The organism is Nocardia bhagyanarayanae, from assembly GCF_006716565.1.
In the GTDB taxonomy this organism is placed as follows: Bacteria; Actinomycetota; Actinomycetes; order Mycobacteriales; family Mycobacteriaceae; genus Nocardia; species Nocardia bhagyanarayanae.
This window is the reverse complement of record NZ_VFPG01000001.1, coordinates 2,509,002-2,526,536: the sequence shown is the minus strand read 5'-3', so window position 1 is coordinate 2,526,536 and position 17,535 is coordinate 2,509,002. Positions and strand designations below refer to the sequence as shown.

Annotated in this window: 15 protein-coding genes; 6 read left to right on the top strand and 9 right to left on the bottom strand. The window is 69.8% G+C overall.

The window, feature by feature from the left end; genetic code table 11:
• Positions 1–6: 6 nt before the first annotated feature.
• Both FB390_RS10560 and rsmI read left to right on the top strand, forming a co-directional pair.
• Entirely contained in the window at positions 7–780 is a 774-nt protein-coding gene (locus FB390_RS10560) for an ABC transporter ATP-binding protein (protein WP_141808792.1), read from the top strand.
• A 186-nt stretch (positions 781–966) separates the two neighbouring features.
• Complete coding sequence (gene rsmI / locus FB390_RS10555) at positions 967–1,764, top strand: 16S rRNA (cytidine(1402)-2'-O)-methyltransferase (RefSeq protein WP_141811668.1); 798 nt, start codon at positions 967–969, stop codon at positions 1,762–1,764.
• On the opposite strand, the gene FB390_RS10550 is transcribed toward rsmI, so the two are convergent.
• The 8 genes from FB390_RS10550 to FB390_RS10515 form a co-directional block, all read right to left on the bottom strand.
• Positions 1,761–2,888 (bottom strand): glycosyltransferase, encoded by a 1,128-nt coding sequence (locus FB390_RS10550; protein WP_141808791.1) that lies wholly within the window; start codon positions 2,886–2,888, stop codon positions 1,761–1,763. The genes rsmI and FB390_RS10550 overlap by 4 nt on opposite strands.
• Positions 2,889–2,977: 89 nt before the next feature.
• Positions 2,978–4,795, bottom strand: coding sequence for a putative bifunctional diguanylate cyclase/phosphodiesterase (locus FB390_RS10545; protein ID WP_141811667.1), 1,818 nt, complete (start codon positions 4,793–4,795; stop codon positions 2,978–2,980).
• A 67-nt stretch (positions 4,796–4,862) separates the two neighbouring features.
• Entirely contained in the window at positions 4,863–7,004 is a 2,142-nt protein-coding gene (locus FB390_RS10540; RefSeq protein WP_141808790.1) for an Rv1355c family protein, read from the bottom strand.
• Entirely contained in the window at positions 7,001–7,771 is a 771-nt protein-coding gene (locus tag FB390_RS10535) for a hypothetical protein (protein ID WP_185756991.1), read from the bottom strand. Before FB390_RS10535 ends, FB390_RS10540 begins: the two co-directional genes overlap by 4 nt.
• A 254-nt stretch (positions 7,772–8,025) precedes the next feature.
• Complete coding sequence (locus tag FB390_RS10530; protein ID WP_141808789.1) at positions 8,026–8,460, bottom strand: GyrI-like domain-containing protein; 435 nt, start codon at positions 8,458–8,460, stop codon at positions 8,026–8,028.
• The gene (locus FB390_RS10525; protein WP_067784386.1) at positions 8,457–8,900 is read right to left on the bottom strand and encodes a GyrI-like domain-containing protein; all 444 of its coding nucleotides are present in this window, start codon (positions 8,898–8,900) and stop codon (positions 8,457–8,459) included. The genes FB390_RS10530 and FB390_RS10525 overlap by 4 nt, the downstream gene beginning before the upstream one ends.
• 339 nt (positions 8,901–9,239) lie before the next feature.
• Positions 9,240–10,253: a GAF domain-containing protein gene (locus FB390_RS10520; protein ID WP_141808788.1), complete on the bottom strand. Its 1,014-nt coding sequence runs from the start codon at positions 10,251–10,253 to the stop codon at positions 9,240–9,242.
• Positions 10,254–10,398: 145 nt separating this feature from the next.
• On the bottom strand, positions 10,399–10,773 hold the full coding sequence (locus FB390_RS10515; RefSeq protein ID WP_141808787.1) for a DoxX family protein: 375 nt from the start codon (positions 10,771–10,773) through the stop codon (positions 10,399–10,401).
• Between the two features lie 374 nt (positions 10,774–11,147).
• Between FB390_RS10515 and FB390_RS10510 the strand changes: the two genes are divergently transcribed.
• Both FB390_RS10510 and FB390_RS10505 read left to right on the top strand, forming a co-directional pair.
• Positions 11,148–11,531: an RNHCP domain-containing protein gene (locus FB390_RS10510; protein WP_141808786.1), complete on the top strand. Its 384-nt coding sequence runs from the start codon at positions 11,148–11,150 to the stop codon at positions 11,529–11,531.
• A gap of 11 nt (positions 11,532–11,542) precedes the next feature.
• Positions 11,543–11,953, top strand: coding sequence for an RNHCP domain-containing protein (locus FB390_RS10505; protein WP_141808785.1), 411 nt, complete (start codon positions 11,543–11,545; stop codon positions 11,951–11,953).
• Between the two features lie 29 nt (positions 11,954–11,982).
• On the opposite strand, the gene FB390_RS10500 is transcribed toward FB390_RS10505, so the two are convergent.
• Positions 11,983–14,166, bottom strand: a complete 2,184-nt coding sequence (locus FB390_RS10500) for an acyltransferase family protein (protein ID WP_141808784.1) — start codon at positions 14,164–14,166, stop codon at positions 11,983–11,985.
• A gap of 208 nt (positions 14,167–14,374) precedes the next feature.
• Between FB390_RS10500 and FB390_RS10495 the strand changes: the two genes are divergently transcribed.
• Both FB390_RS10495 and FB390_RS10490 read left to right on the top strand, forming a co-directional pair.
• Complete coding sequence (locus tag FB390_RS10495; protein ID WP_141811666.1) at positions 14,375–16,603, top strand: hypothetical protein; 2,229 nt, start codon at positions 14,375–14,377, stop codon at positions 16,601–16,603.
• A gap of 122 nt (positions 16,604–16,725) precedes the next feature.
• Entirely contained in the window at positions 16,726–17,505 is a 780-nt protein-coding gene (locus FB390_RS10490) for a hypothetical protein (protein ID WP_141808783.1), read from the top strand.
• Positions 17,506–17,535 lie beyond the last annotated feature (30 nt).

The following is a 17,535-nucleotide window of genomic DNA, read 5'->3' as shown; positions in this document are numbered from 1 at the left end:
ACCGCTATGACCGCCACCTTGTCCGTCGACGATGTCACCCTGACGTATCCAGACGGAGCGGGCCGGATCACCGCGCTCGACCACGTGAGCTTGACCGTCTCCGGCGGCGCCGTCGCCGCGATCACCGGCCCATCCGGATCGGGGAAATCGAGCTTGCTCTCAGTCGTCGCCACGCTCGTGCGGCCGGACTCGGGAGGCGTGTACCTCGACACCGGCCATGGCCGTGCGGATCTGGCCATGCTGTCGCGTCGAGAGGCGGCGGCGGTGCGCAGGCGTTCGATCGGCATCGTCTTCCAGCAGGCGAATCTGATCCCCGCGCTCACCGCGGTCGAACAACTGGAGGTAATGGATCGGCTCGGGCAACGTCTGCTCACCATGTCGGCCCGTCGCCGCGAAATCCGCGAGAAGGCAATGTCTTTGCTCGACGCCGTCGGGCTCGCCGAACACAGCGGCAAACGCCCGGCCCAGCTTTCCGGCGGTCAACGCCAACGCGTGAACATCGCCCGCGCACTGATGAACGACCCCGCGCTCCTGGTGATCGACGAACCGACCAGCGCCCTCGATTCCGAACGCGGCGCGGCCGTCATCGACCTCATCCTGGAGATGACCCGTACCCACGACACCGCCACCCTCCTGGTCACCCACGACAGGTCTCATCTGCCCCGGATGAACGCCGTGTACGAGATGGTCGACGGCAGGCTCACCGCCGCGGCCGGCCGGGACGAGAAGGACGCACGCCCCCCAGCCACCGGCGCCACCGACGCGCGGCTCGCATCGTAGTAACGAAATCTGTCTCGGCGCTGCGGTGGCCTCCCAGACCGCCGGAGGCGTCAGGCCGGACTTCGAGGCAGGGCTTAGGCTGCTCGTGTCCGGCGGTTGCCGGGTTTCGAACGAGACGGGAGTGCGGTGGGAGACCAGGCGACGGTGGGCGGCCCGGGCGGGCGGCTGGTGCTCGGGGCGACGCCGATGGGCGATATCGGGGACGCGTCCCAGCGCCTGCGCGACGCGCTGGGATCCGCCGACGTGGTCGCCGCCGAGGACACCCGCCGCACCCGCGCCCTCGCCAAGGCGCTCGGCGTCGAGATCACCGGGCGGGTGGTGAGCTTCTACGACCACGTCGAGACCGCCCGCATCCCGGCGCTGCTGAGCGAGATCGAGGCCGGGCGCACCGTTCTGCTGGTCACCGACGCGGGCATGCCCTCGGTCAGCGACCCCGGCTATCGGATGGTCGCGGCCTGCGTGGAACGGGATCTTCCGGTCACCTGCCTACCGGGTCCGTCGGCCGTCACCACCGCGCTCGCCCTCTCCGCGCTGCCGGTGGAGCGCTTCTGCTTCGACGGCTTCCCGCCGCGAAAGTCGGGGCAGCGCAAGGAATGGCTGCGCACTCTGCGCGAGGAGCCGCGCGCCTGCGTCTTCTTCGAGGCGCCGCACCGGCTGGCCGACTGCCTGGCCGACGCCGTCGAGGTGCTCGGCCCCGACCGCCGCGCCGCCGTCTGCCGCGAACTCACCAAGACCTACGAACAGGTCGTCCGCGGCACGCTTGCCGAACTCGCGGAATGGGCCGTCGACAGCGCCCGCGGCGAGATCACCGTCGTCCTGGAAGGCGCCCAACCGAAGGCCACCGACCCGGCCGACCTGGTCGCCGAGGTCGAAGCGCTGACGGCCCAGGGCCTGCGCTTGAAGGACGCCTGCGCCCACATCGCCGGCGCCAACAACGTCTCCCGCCGCGAGTTGTACGACGCCGTCCTCGCCGCCCGGGATTAGCGTCCGAGGACGTCCAACATGCCCGCGACGGCGCGGGGCCAGGTGAACTGTTCGGCGCGGGTGCGGGCGGCGCGGCGGCGGCCGACCGCGGGCATCGCGAGCACGTCGGTGACGGCCTCGGCGAATGCGGTGGGGTGGTCGTCGGCGACAGCGCCGCAGTCGGCGGTGACGATGTCGGCGAGCGCCGACGAGCGGCTCGCGACCACCGGCGTGCCGGCAGCGAGCGCTTCCAGCGCGGCGAGCCCGAAGGTCTCGTGCGGACCAGGGGCGAGCGAGACGTCCGCCGTGGCAAGCAATTTCGCGACCATCGCCCGATCGGTGATGAAGCCGGTGAAGTGCACCGCGGGCTGCCCGCTCGGCAGCGGCGGCAACGCACGCGCGCGCCGTTCGAGCGCGTCGCGGCGGGGTCCGTCGCCCGCGACGACGAGGCGCGCCTCGGTGCCCGCCTTGCGCAGCTCCGCCACCGCCTCGATGCTGCGGTCGACGCGCTTCTCGACCGAGAGCCGCCCGCAGTGCACGAGCAGCGGATGCCCGGCCGCCGCGAGGTCGGCGCGCAGGCGGCGGTCGCGGCGGCGCGGGCTGAACAGGTCCAGATCGACCCCGAGCGGGACCAGCTCGACGTTCGGCGCGCCGATGCGCAGGAACTCCGCGCGCGCGAATTCCGTTGTGCAGACGACGATGTCGTACTCGGCCGCGGTGTGCCGGTTGGCGATGTCGGCGCACCGGCGGGCCAGCGAGCCCGGCAGGATCTGACCGAGCAGCCGGTCGAGCCGCTCGTGCGAGATCATCACGCTCGCCACATCGCGGCGACTCGCCCAGCGGCCGAAACCGCGCAACGTGAGCCGGTCGGACACCTCGAGCACGTCGGGCCGCAGCCCGGTGAGCACGTCGGCGACCCGGCGCGGGTCGGCCGCGCGGTAGCCGCCGGTCCACGGAATGGCCAAGGCGGGCAGGGTGATCCGCAGCGCGCCGCCGGGCAGCACCTCCTCGCTGCGGCGCGGTCCCGGCACGATCAGCACCACCTCGTGCCCGGCCGCCACGTAGCCCGCGCCCAGATGATGCAATGCGGTGCGCAGCCCGCCGGACCGCGGACCGTAGAAGTTCGCCAGCTGCACGATGCGCACCCGCCGATCGTCGCAGCGCAACCGGATACCCGCGGCACCGTAGCGCTCAACAGGCGGTGAACAGCAGTGAAAGAACCGGGGAATCGGTGTCAGTGCTTGGCGACGCCGCGCGCGGCGCGCGGCAGATCCAGATCCAGCGGAATCCGGCCGAGCGCGAGGTGCGACTCGACCTGGTCGGAGGGCATCGGCCTGGCGATCAGGAAGCCCTGCGCCCGATAGCAACCGAGGCCGACCAGCGTGCGCGCGGCCACCGCGGTCTCCACGCCCTCGCCGACCACGCCGAGCCCGAACGAACCGGCGAGGCCGATGATGGACTTCACGATGGCCAGGTCGTCGGTGCTCGCGCCGAGTCGCTGCACGAAACCGCGGTCGATCTTGACCGCGTCCACCGGCAGCGCCTTCAAATGCGACAGCGAGCTGTAGCCGGTGCCGAAATCGTCGATGGCGATCTGCACGCCCATCCGCTTGAGCCCGCGCAACGTCACCTGGGTGCGGGCGAGATCCTGGACGACGACGTGCTCGGTGATCTCCAGGCAGACCGAGCTGCCGTCGATGCCGAACAGCCGCAGGATGTCCTCGATCCGCTCCACGAAATCCAGACTGACCAACTGCACCGGCGAGACGTTGATGCGCATCACGACGTTGGCGGCCAGACCGCGGCGGCGCCATTCGGCGAACTGGGCGCAGGCCGAGCGGATGACCCACCGACCCAGCTCACCCGCCAGATTCGTCGCCTCGGCGACGGTGACGAACGCGCCGGGCGGCAGCAGTCCCCTGGTCGGATGCATCCAGCGCACCAGCGCCTCCAGCGCGACGATCCGTCCGGTGCGCAGGTCCACCTCGGGCTGGTAGTGCAGCAGCAGCGAGCCGTCGGAGACCGCGCCGCGCAGGTTCAGCTCCACGTCGTCCTGGAGTTCGAACTGGGCGCGCATGGCGTCGGTGAACACCGCGACGCCGTTGCCGCCGCCCGATTTGGCCGACAGCAGGGCGTGGTCGGCGCGGCGCAGCACGTCGGCCACCGTGGTCTCGCCCGGGATGCCCACGGCCACACCGACGCTCGCGCCCCGGCTCACCGATTCGCCGCCGACGGTCACCCGGCGGCCGATGAGCTGCTGGATCCTGGTGGCCTCGAGCTCGGCGGTGACCGCGTCCATCGGCTTGGCGGGCACGATGACGAACTCGTCGCCGCCTAGGCGGGCGATCATGTCGTTCGAGTCCAGGTTCTCTCTGAGCCGCGAGGAGAGGGTGCGGATGAAGTTGTCGCCCGCGGTGTGTCCGAGGAAGTCGTTGAGCGCCTTCAATCGGTCGAGATCGAGGAAGAACGCCGCCACCGGTCCCGGATTGCCTGCGCGTAGTCGGTCCTCCATGTGCTCGAGCAACGCGCGCCGGTTCGCCAGGCCCGTCAGATCGTCGTGCAGCGCGATGTAGCGCAGCCGCTCCTCGGCCACCACCCGCGCCTGCACCTGGGCGAACAGGGCGGCGATCGCCTTGAGCACGTTGAGTTCCCTGGTGCTCCAATCCCGGTCGCCCTGTTTGATGAAACCGAGCACGCCGGTGGACTCGCCGCGCGAGATGAGCGGCACGCACGCCATCGCCACCTGGGGAATCCCCGAGGAGCGCCGGATCGTCTCCTGGTAGTCGGCGGAGCGCTGGTCGGGGCGCACCACGATCGGCTCGGTGGCGAACTCGAGTTCACGGAAGACCGAGTCGGCGTTCTCGAACTGCACCACCTTCAGCGGATCGGGATCGGGGATCTCGCCGCGGTGCGGCCATTCGGCGACGAGCACGGTGGCGCGCCGTTCCCGGTCGGTGTGGCGCAGGTAGCTGAAGTCGACGTCGAAATGCTCGACCAGTTTGGCGAGCACGCGTTCGCTCGCCGCCACCATGGTCGTGGCGTCGACGCCCATCAACTCGGCGGCGACTTGCGTCACCAGTGAGTCGAGCGTTCGCCGAGGCACCTTGTCTCCGATCGTGCTAGCTGCGGTCGCCCGCACCCGGCACTGGAAGCCGCCTGCTGCGGACCGTGGCTGCTGCCGCGTAGCTCAGGCGAAGCACCAATGCCATGATCTCATGTCCAGGCACTCCCAGCAGGTCCAGGAAACGGCCCTGAAGTGACGTTAGTGTATCCGCGAAATCCGGGGAAATCGCGATCAGCTCGTCGGGGTGCCGCGCGTAGAGGAACACCGGGGACACCGGTTGCACGGCCAAACCGCGACGTCCGGCCTCCAACCAGACGCGCTGCAACGCCGCTCCCGCGGTGGCGTAATCGGCCAGACTCGCGCCGTCCGGCCCCGGTCGGCACGGCAGAGTCACCGCGACGAGAGCCGAGCTGGACAGCACCCGATCCCGGCTGTACTCGCCGAGCGCGACACCGCCGGACCACTCGTGCAATCTCGCCATCACATCGGCGCGTCCGCCGATCCGCACCTTGGCCTGTTCGTCCGGCGCCAGCTCCATGCCGCGCACGTCGATGCCGGTGCGCAAGTCCTCGCCCGGCCAGCGCAGTTCGCCGTACATCTCCTGGTGCAGCCGCGGGGTGAGGTGACGAATCCGGTCCGACTCGCCGATCAGCGCGGCCGCGTGGGCCAGCTCGGCACGGCCGGTGATCGCGCGCACCGCACCGCCCTCCGCGGCGGCGGCCGCGGCGAGACCGGCCAGCACGCCGTCGTCGAGCGGCGCGCCGGTGCCGAGCTTGCGATTGGTGTCACGGGCGAGCGCCGCCGGATAGTCGCGGGCCAACAGCGGATCCGAGCCCGAACCGAACTCCAGCAGCGCGGTGAAGCCGTCGTCCTCCAGGAAACGGCGACCACCGAGGATGCCGTGCGCCGCGGCGGCCGCGCGGGCGTTGTGCAGCGCGGCGCCGATCGCGACCGCGCTGCCGCGGTAGCCGATGTCGAGCGACGAGGACCGATTCGGGGCGAGCTCGATGCGCAGCGCGTCGTCCTCGATCCGCAGCAGCCAGGGCTGGGTGTTGCCGCCCGAGGGCGCGCGCTGCGCGCAGTGCAGCACGTTCACCCGCGCGGGTCCGGACGGTACGGCGGTGGGGTCGGGTTCGTTCTCCCAGACCAGGTCCTCGGGTTCCGGCTCGGCGAGTCCGTCGAGTCCGCGCTCCAGGTCGATCCTGGTCCGGCCGGAGGAAAGCTTGTAGCCGAGGCCGATCCGGCGCACGGCCGTGGCGACGATGGCCGCGCCGAGCTGGACGTCGCCGCCGAGCTGCGGCCACGTGGTGACGGTCTCGTCGATCTCCACCAGGCTCGCGGCCATTCGCGCCGACAGTTCCTTCGGATCCAGGATCCGCATCACGTGCGGCGCCTTCTCCTTGGTCGACAGCCCGCGCAGATCGGCCGCGGTGGTCGTGCCGAGCAGGCCGTGAAACGGCGGTCGCTCCGGTTCCAGGTCGTAGCGCTCGACGTCGAACAGGCCGCGGTCGCTGGTGTCCATCAGCAGTGGCAGCCGGTGGCGGCGCGCGCCCTCGCGGACCGCGAACTTGACGTCCAGCGAGTCGCATTCCTCGACGACGATCGACAGCCCCCGCAGGAACTCGTCCACCGAGCGCTCGTCGATGCCCGCGGTGTACACCTCCACCGGCAGGTACGGATCGAGCTCGGCGATCCGCCGCGCCGTCACGATCGACTTGTTCACGCCGATGTCGAAGATGTTGCCGGGCACCCGATTCAGATTCGACAGCTCGATGTCGTCGAAATCCGCCAGGCGTAGCAGCCCGCAGGAGCCCTCCATGGCGAGGGTGTGCGCGATGGCGTGTCCGACGCTCTGCCCGACCACCCCGATGGCCAGGCCCGCGAGCCGCCGCTGTTCGTCGCGGGTCACCTTGTTCCGGTTGCGGTCCAGCCGGATCGCGCGGAAGGTTTGTTCGCCGGGCAATCCGACCAGCGTGCGCCGCCACGGGTAGTAGACCCAGCGGTCCGTTTCCGGGCCGCCGTGGTCGTCGGGCGGATTGTGCACCTTGCGGAGTTCCGCGTGCAGCACGTCACGCAGGTCGAGAATGCGGATCATCGGTGACTTACGCAGTTGCGTGAGGACGGACGCTTCGTCCGGCACCGTCTCGTCGAGGATCAGCGGCCGATAGTCCGCACCGGGACCAGGGTCACCGTTCATGCCTGCGCCAGTCCCCCCGTCCGAGCGTCGACCGCGGTGGACAGGCGGCGTGTCTGGGCGAACCAGGCGCCGAGCGCCGCGCGTTCGAGAGCGAGCAGCGAGCCTTGTAGCTTGCTGGCGTTGGCACGGTACGCGCGGGTGTCCCACCAGAGCGGGACGGTGCGATAGCGATCGTCCGGATAAGGCACCGGCGGCACGCCCTCGGCGATCCGTCCGCCGCTGGATTCGTAGAGGCGGGCGGTGTGCGCCGCGGCGGTGACGAAACCGAACCGCGCGCCGAGCAACCAGGCCGCGTGCACCACGCAGCGCGAGATCGCGGCGCCGAGCTGGGCCCGGTGCGCAATGCCGTTGCGCGCCACCCAAACCGCCTTGACCTCCACGATGCCCTCGCGAATCCGCTCGGCGATCATCGCGCGAAGATCGGCCTCACCGGGGCGTCCGGCCCACGCGCCGAGCCCGTGCACCTCGTCCTCGACGAGGTAGGGCCCCTGCGCCCGCAGCCCCGCTACCACCTGGCCCGCCGGGTCGACGGCCGCGAAGAACAACGACGTCGAGCGCCCGTCGGAGACTTTCTCGTATTCCAATGCCGGATCGACTTCGTAGTGCCGGTAAACGCGCAGCGCACCGCGCAGATAGCGTCGCCACAGATCCGGATGCGCGTCCGGAGGAGCCACATGGAAGACATAACCGGAATGCATGTCGCGAAACCGCAACACCTCGGCATCGCGCGCGCCGAAGGCGCCGACTGCGACTGTTTCGACAGTCATTGTGTTCCTACTCCGTTGCTACCGCGCCCGCGCGCGGTTTTCGAGCCGGGCCGACCTCCTCACCCGCCGCCCGAGCGCTCCGGGAGAGTTTGCCTAGGGCAGTATCCGTCATCCCGCATGAATTCACCAGGCGTCTGGTTAATCTCCCGAAAACTAATCGTGTACCCCGAAATACATGCAGGTCAAAGGCTGCAAGGTATTCCTAAGTTAAAAAGGAGAGACCAGTCGGTTCACATCTAGTTAACCGGCAGCTATCACACCAGGATGGAGATGAACAACTCGACCGCGTCGGGCCCGCGCCAGACCTCGATCTCCTCCCGATAGGCCCGCGTGATTTCCGCCGACGCCGTCGCGTCGTCGACTTGCGCCCACACGTCCTCTACCGGGTCGTGATAGTCCCCATTCGGTTCGAACCGAGCGTAGACGCCCTTCGGTACCCGTACCAGCAGATCGCCGACAGGAACATCGCCCGGTTCCGCGTATTCGTAACAGACCATCGCGTTGTAGTTTCCGGCCGGATCCGGCACGTACACGGTGTACATGGGCTGCGCGGCGGCGCCGCGATCGCGCAAACGGTCCTTCAGGAACTCGATCAGGTCGCTGTTGCTGACCTTGAAGCTGGGACGCACCCGTGGCACCACCAGTCCGCCGTAGAGCGCCTCGTTGCGGACGACGATCGCATAGGTCATCGGGGATCGACCGCCAGGTACAGATCGATCTTGTACGCGTGCGGGTAGCACTCGAAATCGCCGGTATAGGTTCGTTTGATCTGATTGTGTTCCTCGGCGTAGGCGATCTGCGTCCAGAGGTCGGTCATCACCTGCGGAAAATTACCCACCGAAGAGAACTTCGCGTAGCTGCCGCGCGGCAGGCGGGCGACCAGATGGCCACGAGTCACCTCGGCGAAGGAGCCGCACTGGTATCCGACGATCTGCGAGTTGTACGTGCCGAGTTCGCCGGTGTAGTCGGTGTAGGCGCTGGCGAGCGGTCCCCCGAGTTCCTGGTGCAGCACGGCCGCCCATGCCGCCTCCAGATCGTGGTCACGCAGTTTCCCGAGCGCACGCTTCGGGCTGCGCACCGGCAATCCGGCGACCCACGTCTCATCCCGCTCGACGATTTCAAACTGCATGGAAAGACTCTTTCGAGGTGCATCCAGGGGTCCGCCCGCATCCGGTCGGCTAGAAACGCCATGCTATCAACATGATCCGGGTGGTACCGATCACATGTCCTACCGCCCGTCCGGCCGGTTGGCCGCGCTGAACTGGACAGATGTCCTGAAAGGTGACGCTGTACAGCGCCGGATGCGACGTCGTTGTCGGCGCCGATGCCGCCCCCGATCGCCCGGCTGAACGGGGCTCGCGCCGTCGAACAGCGAACCGATAGCAACGCCCGTGCCACCCCACCGGCGCCCGCGTCGGGTCGACCACCGGCCTGTCACCGCCGGTCGACCCGCCCGCGTCCCGTTTCCCTACTGGGGCACCGGATCCGACCCGACCGGCCGGATCAGGCAGATCAGAAACCGGGGCAGTCCGCTGGGCAGCCGGGCGCCGTACAACTCGACGGACTGCCAGTCCTGGCGCAGTGTCAGCAGCCGCACCGCCACTCTGGTTCGGTCGCTGCGCTGCTCGGCGAGTTCGCGAAGCGCCCCCAAGTAGCCGTCCACGTCGTCGGGGTGCACGAGATGGGTAGTGGCCAAGTTGAATTCGCGGCCGTCGTCCGGATCGAGGCCGCGCGAGGCCGGGTGGTGCCGCCAGGCGATGTCGCCGAGCGGCGGGGTCAGCCATTCGATGATCTGCATGGTCTCGGCGTCGATCAGCGCGGTGGTGCCACCGAGCAGCGCGACGGCCGCGTCGTCCCGGTATGTCGCGGGCACCAGACCGGGCGCGCGGTTCGAGGCGACCTCCAGCAACAGCCCGCGCAGCGCGCCCTCGTCGTGATAGCGCAGAAAGCCGAAGACCCGCGCGGTGCGGTCGTCGGGTGTACGCACCTGCATCGGGCCGCGCCAGGCGACGCCGGGGTGCGGGTCGAGCGCCGCGGTCATCAGCCGATCGCGGTCCTCGCACTCGATGATGCGCGACAGGAACCAGGCGCCGTGCAGCATCGGATGCCCTTCGGGCAGTACCGATCCCCCGCCGCCGTGGTTGCGCAACGTCCACTGGCGGCTGTCCCATACGAACGCGTCGACAGTGGGTGGCGCGGGCGGATCGGTCCGCGCCGGACCCGCCCACAGCAGTACGGCCAGCACCGCGCCGTCCGGTCCCGGCACCGGAATCGCCAGCAGCCGATGCGTTTCGCCGCGCACGAGCACCGTTCGTCCGCACTGCCGCGCGCCCTCGACCGCCTGCCCGACGACCGTGCCCGCCGCCCACCCGAGCGCGGCCGGTCGTATCGCCCGGTGCAGCGAACGCGCCCGCACCGTCCCCTCCTTCGGCAGGTATCGAATCACCTTGTCCGGCTCCGCCGCATCGACAAGAAACCACATACGTACTCCCCCTCACGTACTTCGGTCGCGTATGTTCTTGGCTGTCCCGCACCCCACAATCGGCCAGATCCCCACGGCCGGCACCGCCCCGGATACCGACTCTAACCGTCGCGGGAGCGGCCGGATACCTCGCGAGGCTCGAGGTTCAGCCCCAGCCCGCGAAGCGACCGATCGCGACGAACAGCGCGAGAAGCAGCAACACCAGATTCATCGGCAGGTTCTTCGTCTCGCCCCGGCGATAGTGCACCAGCATCGCGCCGGCCTGAAGTACGGCGAGGCCGAGCGCGGCCAGCGGCGTGAGGACCTCGGCGATTCCGGTGGCGCGCGGCAGGATCAGGCCCGCGGCGCCCAGCAGTTCGGCGGCGCCGATCAGACGGACCGCGCCGGGCGAGAAATCCCGCGCCCAGCCCATGCTCGGATTAGCGGTTAGCTTCTCGTACGGCTGCGCGAGCTTCGCGAGACCCGCGGCCAGGTACACCACCGCGAGCAACCCGGCGACAATCCACAGTGCGATGTTCATGGCCCGTCCCTCGTCTGGAATGAAGATCCTTCACGTGGAGCCAAGTGCTCCCCAGAGCGTACCCGGGTGCTCCCGCGCGCCCGCTCGAGCGATTGTGCGGCAGGCTGTTGTCGCAGGAAGGTCGGTGGGAAAAATCAGTGGCCCCGCTCCGAACCCGGTATTACAGTTCCCCCCGCGCACAACCGCGCGGTGGACGCGACCCATCCGGTCGCCTAGAAGGAGGACGATGTATGGCCCGGCTCGCGCCGAGAGCGCCTCGACGCGTGGCTCGGAACTTCGACCACGCCGGTAACACCGACCGCCACTGACCTTTCGAGGCGCACTCGGCCTGCTCCCGCTGCTCTTCACACAGCCAAGGAGTAAGGAGAATCCGGGTGTCCCACCCCAACACCTCGACCCACCGGGGTCCGAGCCCCGCGCTACGGACCGGAACCTTCACCTGCGTGCGCTGCGGCCTCGTCGTCGCCACGCTCGCGCCGGACGACAGCAGGCGCAACCACTGCCCGAGCTGTCTCACCTCGCAGCACACCGTCGATCACGTCGAGGGCGGCGCCTCCGACTGCCACGGCAGGATGGCTCCGCTGTCGATCGCGGTGCAACGCAACGGTTCCTGGTCGGTGGTGCATCGCTGCACCCGCTGCCAGGAGCTGTCGCTGTACCCGGTGTGCGCCGACGACAACCAACTCGTCCTGATGCGATTGGCCGTGCGTCCGCTCGCGGAACCGCCCTTCCCGCTCGAAGTCTTCGGCGATCTGTAGGCGGGTGCGAGATGCCGCGAAGAAAGACGAAAACGACTCGCGCGCAACGCCGCAAGGACGTGCTGCACGGGCCGGGCGGTGAATCCGGCGACGCCTTCCGCTGCGTCGGCTGCCGGATGGCGGTGTCGGTCGTGGCACCGGGCACCGCGCACCGCAACCACTGCCCGCACTGCCTGTCCAGCCGCCACGTCGACGGCCGGATCCCGGGCGATCGCGCGGCGACGTGCGGCGGGCGGATGTCCGCGGTCAGCCTCACGGCCCGTGACGACGGCGAGTGGCTGCTCGTGCACCAGTGCGCCGCCTGCGGCGCGCTCAAGGCGAACCGCATCGCGGGCGACGACAATCCGTTGGCGCTGATGCGAATCGCGGTGCGGCCGTTGGCCGATCCGCGACTCGGCAGGCGCGCGCTGCTGGCGCTGTGACGGTCGGGGCCGGGTCGTCCGGCCCCGACTCACCACCAGCCCAGGATCGGCGCCAGCCGACGTCCGAGTTCGGGCGCGAGCGACCGCGAGTAACTGGCGGTCAGATGGTGCTCGTCGTGATAGACGAGGATGTTGCCCTCGATCACCGGGCAGACCTCCGGCGTGCAGAGTGCGTCGGTCAGGTCGAGCGGGAACACGTTGGGAAAGGACGCGGCGGGCTCGGCGGCGGGATTCACCTCGTCGAGCGCGTCGGTCCTGCGCATGCCACAGCTGACGCCGTCACCGCTCTGGGCCAGGCAGTCGATGGCGCGGTAGCGGATGCCGTCGCGGCGCAGCCAAGGCGTGTCGCGGACGGCGAGCACGTTGAGTCCGTGCTCGGCCAGCCGGGACCAGACCTCGAGGTAATCCGTCGGTGTCTCGTCGCCGGTGCGGTCGCGCGGGCGGGTGCCGGTGGTGAACACCCATTGCGGCCGGTCGACGCCGAGCCGGTCGATCACCTCCGCCGACCAGTCGCGGCAGTCGGGAATCGGCTCGCCTTTGTACATCGGCTCGGCCGCCACCGTCAGCGGGCAACCCATCTTCAGGTACACCGTGATGCGGAAGCCGTGCTCGCGGGCGAGCACGTCCAGCGCGGGCACCCAGTGTTCGGCGTGCGAGCTGCCGACCACGGCGATGGTGCGTTCCGCGTCCGCGTCGCCGTAGGTGCAGGTGATCACCTCGCGGGTGTCCCAATCCGCGATGCACTTGTCCCGCGACGGGTAGGCGGCGTCGGCGGGCGCCTCGAAGACCGTCGGGCGCATCTTGGCCCGCGGGACCGCCGCGCCCGCCGCCAACGCCTCCGCTCCGGGATAGCGCGTCGGATCCAGGTGCGCGACGGGCTGCGGCGGCAGCATCCTGGTCACCACTTGCGCCCCGACCGCCACCGCGAGCAGCGTCGCGCCGACGAGCGCGACCGCCCGGCCCGCGCGGCGGCGATAGTCGGCGAAGCGCGTGACCGCGCCGGTCCGCAGCGGCTCCTCGACGAAGCGGTGGGTCAGGTACGCCAGCGTGAAAGAGGCCGCGAGCACCGCGAGTCCGCCTTCGATGCCCGCCGTCGGCGTGCCGCGCTCGGCGAGCACGAAGATGAGGATCGGCCAGTGCCAGAGGTACAGCGCGTAGGCGAGCTCACCGAGCCGGACCATCGGCGCGGCGGCGAGCAACCGGTTCGGCAGCGGCTGAGCGACCGTCGGCAGACCAGCGCCCGACAAGATCAGCGCGACGGCCGCGCCCACCGGAATCAGGGCGGCGGGTCCGGGAAACTCGTTGGCGCCGTTGGTCAACCAGCCGCAGCCGAGCACGACGAGTGCACCTGCCACCGCCAGCAGCACCCGAAGCGCGCGCGGCACCGCCGGTTTCGGCGCGAGCACGGCGATAAGCGCACCGGCGAGCAGTTCCCAGCCGCGCGCCAGGCTGTCGTAGTAGTTCCAGCCCTGATGCAGTTCCGCCCCGCGGGCGGCGTAGAGGAACGAGGCCACCGCGAGTCCGCCGAACACGACAGCCGCCGTCGGCCGCAGCGCGGACGCCCGGCCGAACCTGCGAACGACGGCCACCAGCAACGCGATTCCGGCCAGCGCGACGAGATAGAACTGCCCCTGCACCGACATCGACCACAGGTGCTGGAGCGGACTCACCGACGGGTCGGCGGCCAGGTAGTCCGACCAGGACAGCGCCAGATACCAGTTCTGGTAGTACAGCAGCGAAGCCAGCGTCTGCGCGGCCGACTCGGTCCACTGTGTGTACGGGCGGATCAGTACCGTCCCGATCGCGACGACAGCCAGCACGAGCACCAAACCCGGCAGCAGCCGCCTGCCCAACCGCCGGGCCGTGGCGGCGAGTTCGACCGTGCCGGTCGACTCGGCGCGGCGCAGCAGCGATCCGGTGAAGAAGAAGCCGGAGAGGACGAGGAACACGTCCACGCCGCCGGAGACCCGGCCGAGCCAGATGTGGAACACCACCACCAAGGCGATCGCGACGCCGCGCAGGCCGTCCAGGTCGTGCCGGTAGGCGTGCTTCCGCTCCGCGCGGATCCGCCGACCGGCTTCGTCCGGCTCGATGGTCCGTCCCGGAGCCGAACGTCGTCCGACCGCGCCCGATGTTGTGTTCGCCGAACTCCCACGCCGGTCCTCGACCTCGCCGGAGCCGACCGCCGCGGACGCCCCCTCCGGCGGCCTCATCGATGCATCGACCGGCGCCGGACCCGCGCGCCGCGGCCTCTGGTGTCCGTCAGGCAGACAGACGGTGAACATGACATGACAACCCTCTTATCACGTGCGGAGAAGCAAAATCCAACCGGACATCAGCACGGACTAATCGGACAAATGTCACCGACCGGTTCTTGCTTCGTTCATGCGGTGCTAATACGCTGCGCCCCTTGTGAGCACAATCGCGGCGATCGAACCGCGCCGAGCAGGGCTGAAGTGGGGGGCGGTTACCTCACTAGGAGTGATCGCGGGCTATCTGGCGGTGTTGCTTGCCGATCCGCGCCACTACTACACCGACGATACCGAGGCCCAGTACGCACCCATGTGGGTGGCACTCGGAAACCAGTTGCGGGAAGGTCGATTGCCGATCCTCGTCCCGCACGAGTGGATGGCGGGCAACTACACGCTCGAGGAGGCCGGGCTGCTCAATCCGGCCCACCTGCTGGTCTTCCTGATCGCCCCCTCGATGGACGACCTCGCCCTCTACGCGACCCTGGTGAAGCTGGCCTTCTCGATCATCGCGGGCCTCGGCGTCTTCCGTATCTGCCTCGCGTACGGCGCACGCGCGCCGTGGGCGGCGGTCGCGGGCGTGGCGTTCCCGCTCAGCGGCTGGTTCCTGTTCTTCGACGAGGCGAGCTGGTTCACCCCGCACGTCGCGACAGCGTGGATGGTGCACGCCTGGGCATCCGGCGTGAACTACGCGCGCGGGCGCAGCGGCCCCATTCCGCTGTTCGTCTTCCTGTATCTCACGCTCACCGTCCAATACGCCTTTCCCGCGGTCGAATCGGCGCTGGTGATCGTCGCCGTCGCGGCGGGCGAGATCGTTCATCAGCAGCGCTGGGCGCCCGCCGTGCGGCTGATGCTCGCGTCCGGCTGCGCGGCGCTGACGGCGGCGATCGCGAACCTGTCCGGCATTCTCTCCTCGCAGGTCACATGGCGTGGTAGCGCGCAGATCCACAACGATCCTTTCCTGACGGTGCCGTGGTCGGAGTCGCTCAACGCCAGCCTGCCGAGCACCACCCCCGCGTTCACCGCGTGGTGGGGTCACGTGCAGCCGCTGCCGATGGTCTACATCGCGTGGTTCCTCATCCCCGCGCTCGCCTTCGTCGACTGGCGCGCGGCGCGCCGCTCCGCGCGGGAGTTCAGCGGCATCGCGTTCTTCGCGACGGCGGTGCTGATGTGGACCGCGGGCCCCGGCGCGATCGGTCCGCTGCGCTGGCCCGCGCGGGTGCTGCCGATGGTGGCGATCGCGCTGCTCGTGCTGGTCTGCGTATTGCTCAGCCGGTACGGCACTTTCGCGGCCTCACGACGGCGGATGGTCGCGGGAGGGGTGCTGATCGGGCTGCTGTTCGTCCGATCGTTCTCGGCCGCACCGCTGTTGGCGCTGCGGCATCTGATCGCGGCAGTCGTGGTAGCCGCACTCGGCTTCGCGGTCGTATGGCTGGCGCGCCACCGCGGCATCGTCGCGGCGTGCGCGCTGACCATGGTCGCCATGTTCCCGATCGCTTTCACACAGGTGGCGATCGCGCCGCTGACCCCGCTGTCGTACAACTTCCCCGAGAAGCGCTCCGAGATGCGGGCCGCCTTCCCGGATTTCGACGGGCTCACTCTGCAGCTCGCCGACCGGGCGATCATCGCCCCCGAAGACCGCAGTCTCGCGGGCGCGTACGGATCGCTGGCCATCGGCAACTACGCCAAGGCGCTCGAACTCGACTACGTCAACGCCTACACGCCCATCGGCCACACCGGAATCGCCGGACTGCTCTGCATGGCGTGGGACGGCAGCACCTGCCCGGACGCGTTCCGCCGCGCCTTCGCCGACGAACCGTCGACCGGAATTCCCGTCGTCGACTTGATGAAGGTCGACCGCGTCGTCCTGCATCGCGCGCAGTATCCCGACGCGCGTAATCACCCGGCCCCGCCCGGCTGGCAGTGGGCGGACTACCGCGGGCACGAGCGCTTCATCTGGGTGCTGGAACGCCAGGGCGGTCCGGCCTCCACCCGCGACGGCGCAATCGCGCACACCTCCGGCGTCACCGCGACATCGACCGGCTCCTACGACGACATCACCACCCGGGCGAAGGTCAGTTCCGCGACCGGAGGACGGGTCGTGTTCTCCCGCCTCACCTGGCCGGGCCACCGCGTCACGCTGAACGGCCGCGAGCTGCCCACGTTCGCGGTCGCCCGCAGCTTCCTGGCCGTCGACATCCCGCCCGGCACGCAGAACGCCGAACTCGTCGTCGACTGGCGGCCGCCGGGCTGGCAGATCGGAATCGGTACGGCGATCGCCGGATTGGCCGGGCTCGGCGTGTTGCAGTGGGCCTACCTGCGCACACGTCGGCCGACGGACGATGCACCGGAAGTCGCCGAGCCGGTCGTCGCCGAGGAGATGGCCGAGGCGACGAGCTGACACCCTCGTCGGCGCGAAACAGACCGCGCGGGATGCGGCGTGTGAAATTCCTTTCATCCGAATGCGATGCGGCTCCGAATCAGATTCGTAGGAAACTCCGCTTCTTCGAATGAGGACGCCGCATGGCCATTGACAAGGCAGTTATCCCGTTCCGCTCCTTCTCGCTGCGCACGACGACGCTGATCGTCGGCGCGATCTCGGCCGCGGTCGTCACGGCCGCACCCGCGATCGCCGACGCGCCTCCGCCCGGCGAGGCCGCTCCGGTCGGCGCCATCGCCGAACGGTTCCCGTTCGGCGCGAACATCTTCGGCGCGGCGATCCCGCTGCCCCTCGTCCCGGCGATCGCACCCGTGCCCGCCGCCGACCCGGTCGAGCCCGCACCCGAGGCGGCCGTCGACGGCGAGTCCGAGGCGGCCGCACCGGTCGTCGAGGCCGTGCCCGCCCCGGCCCCCACGAACGTGATCCGTATCGGCAACGTCGAACTCGGACGGCCCGACTGGATCAGCCCGGAGCAGGCCAACCAGATCAACGGCGCCACGATGGGCGCGCAGAACGGGCTGTCCGGCGCACTTCAGGCCTCGGGGATGGAACGCTCACGGTCCGACCAGATCTCGGCCGATGTCATCGGCACCGCGGCTCAGGGCGCGGTCGTCGGCGCGGCCGTCGCCAGCCCGATCGCGGTCGTCTCCGCGGTGATGGGCGCAGCCATCGGCCTCGTCGTCGGCATCCCCTTCGCCCCGGCCGGGCTGTTCTTCATGCCCGTCCTCGCCGCGACTCTGGCCGTCGGCATGATGTCGCTGCCGTTCGTCGCCGCTGGAGCGGGCATCGGCGCGATCGTCGGCGCCGTGGAAGGTTCGATGGCTCCGCCCGTCGCACCGCCTGCCGCGCCCCCCGCCGCCTAGTTTCGATTTTCGTTCGTACACAACCGTTAC

Excerpts from the sequence above, each read along its gene's own strand:
- FB390_RS10560 (WP_141808792.1), top strand. The coding sequence starts at position 7 with ATGACCGCCACCTTGTCCGTCGACGATGTCACCCTGACGTATCCAGAC.
- rsmI (WP_141811668.1), top strand. The coding sequence starts at position 967 with ATGGGCGATATCGGGGACGCGTCCCAGCGCCTGCGCGACGCGCTGGGA.
- FB390_RS10545 (WP_141811667.1), bottom strand. The coding sequence starts at position 4,795 with ATGGGCGTCGACGCCACGACCATGGTGGCGGCGAGCGAACGCGTGCTC.
- FB390_RS10540 (WP_141808790.1), bottom strand. The coding sequence starts at position 7,004 with ATGAACGGTGACCCTGGTCCCGGTGCGGACTATCGGCCGCTGATCCTC.
- FB390_RS10535 (WP_185756991.1), bottom strand. The coding sequence starts at position 7,771 with ATGACTGTCGAAACAGTCGCAGTCGGCGCCTTCGGCGCGCGCGATGCC.
- FB390_RS10530 (WP_141808789.1), bottom strand. The coding sequence starts at position 8,460 with ATGACCTATGCGATCGTCGTCCGCAACGAGGCGCTCTACGGCGGACTG.
- FB390_RS10525 (WP_067784386.1), bottom strand. The coding sequence starts at position 8,900 with ATGCAGTTTGAAATCGTCGAGCGGGATGAGACGTGGGTCGCCGGATTG.
- FB390_RS10520 (WP_141808788.1), bottom strand. The coding sequence starts at position 10,253 with ATGTGGTTTCTTGTCGATGCGGCGGAGCCGGACAAGGTGATTCGATAC.
- FB390_RS10515 (WP_141808787.1), bottom strand. The coding sequence starts at position 10,773 with ATGAACATCGCACTGTGGATTGTCGCCGGGTTGCTCGCGGTGGTGTAC.
- FB390_RS10505 (WP_141808785.1), top strand. The coding sequence starts at position 11,543 with ATGCCGCGAAGAAAGACGAAAACGACTCGCGCGCAACGCCGCAAGGAC.
- FB390_RS10500 (WP_141808784.1), bottom strand. The coding sequence starts at position 14,166 with ATGAGGCCGCCGGAGGGGGCGTCCGCGGCGGTCGGCTCCGGCGAGGTC.
- FB390_RS10490 (WP_141808783.1), top strand. The coding sequence starts at position 16,726 with ATGGCCATTGACAAGGCAGTTATCCCGTTCCGCTCCTTCTCGCTGCGC.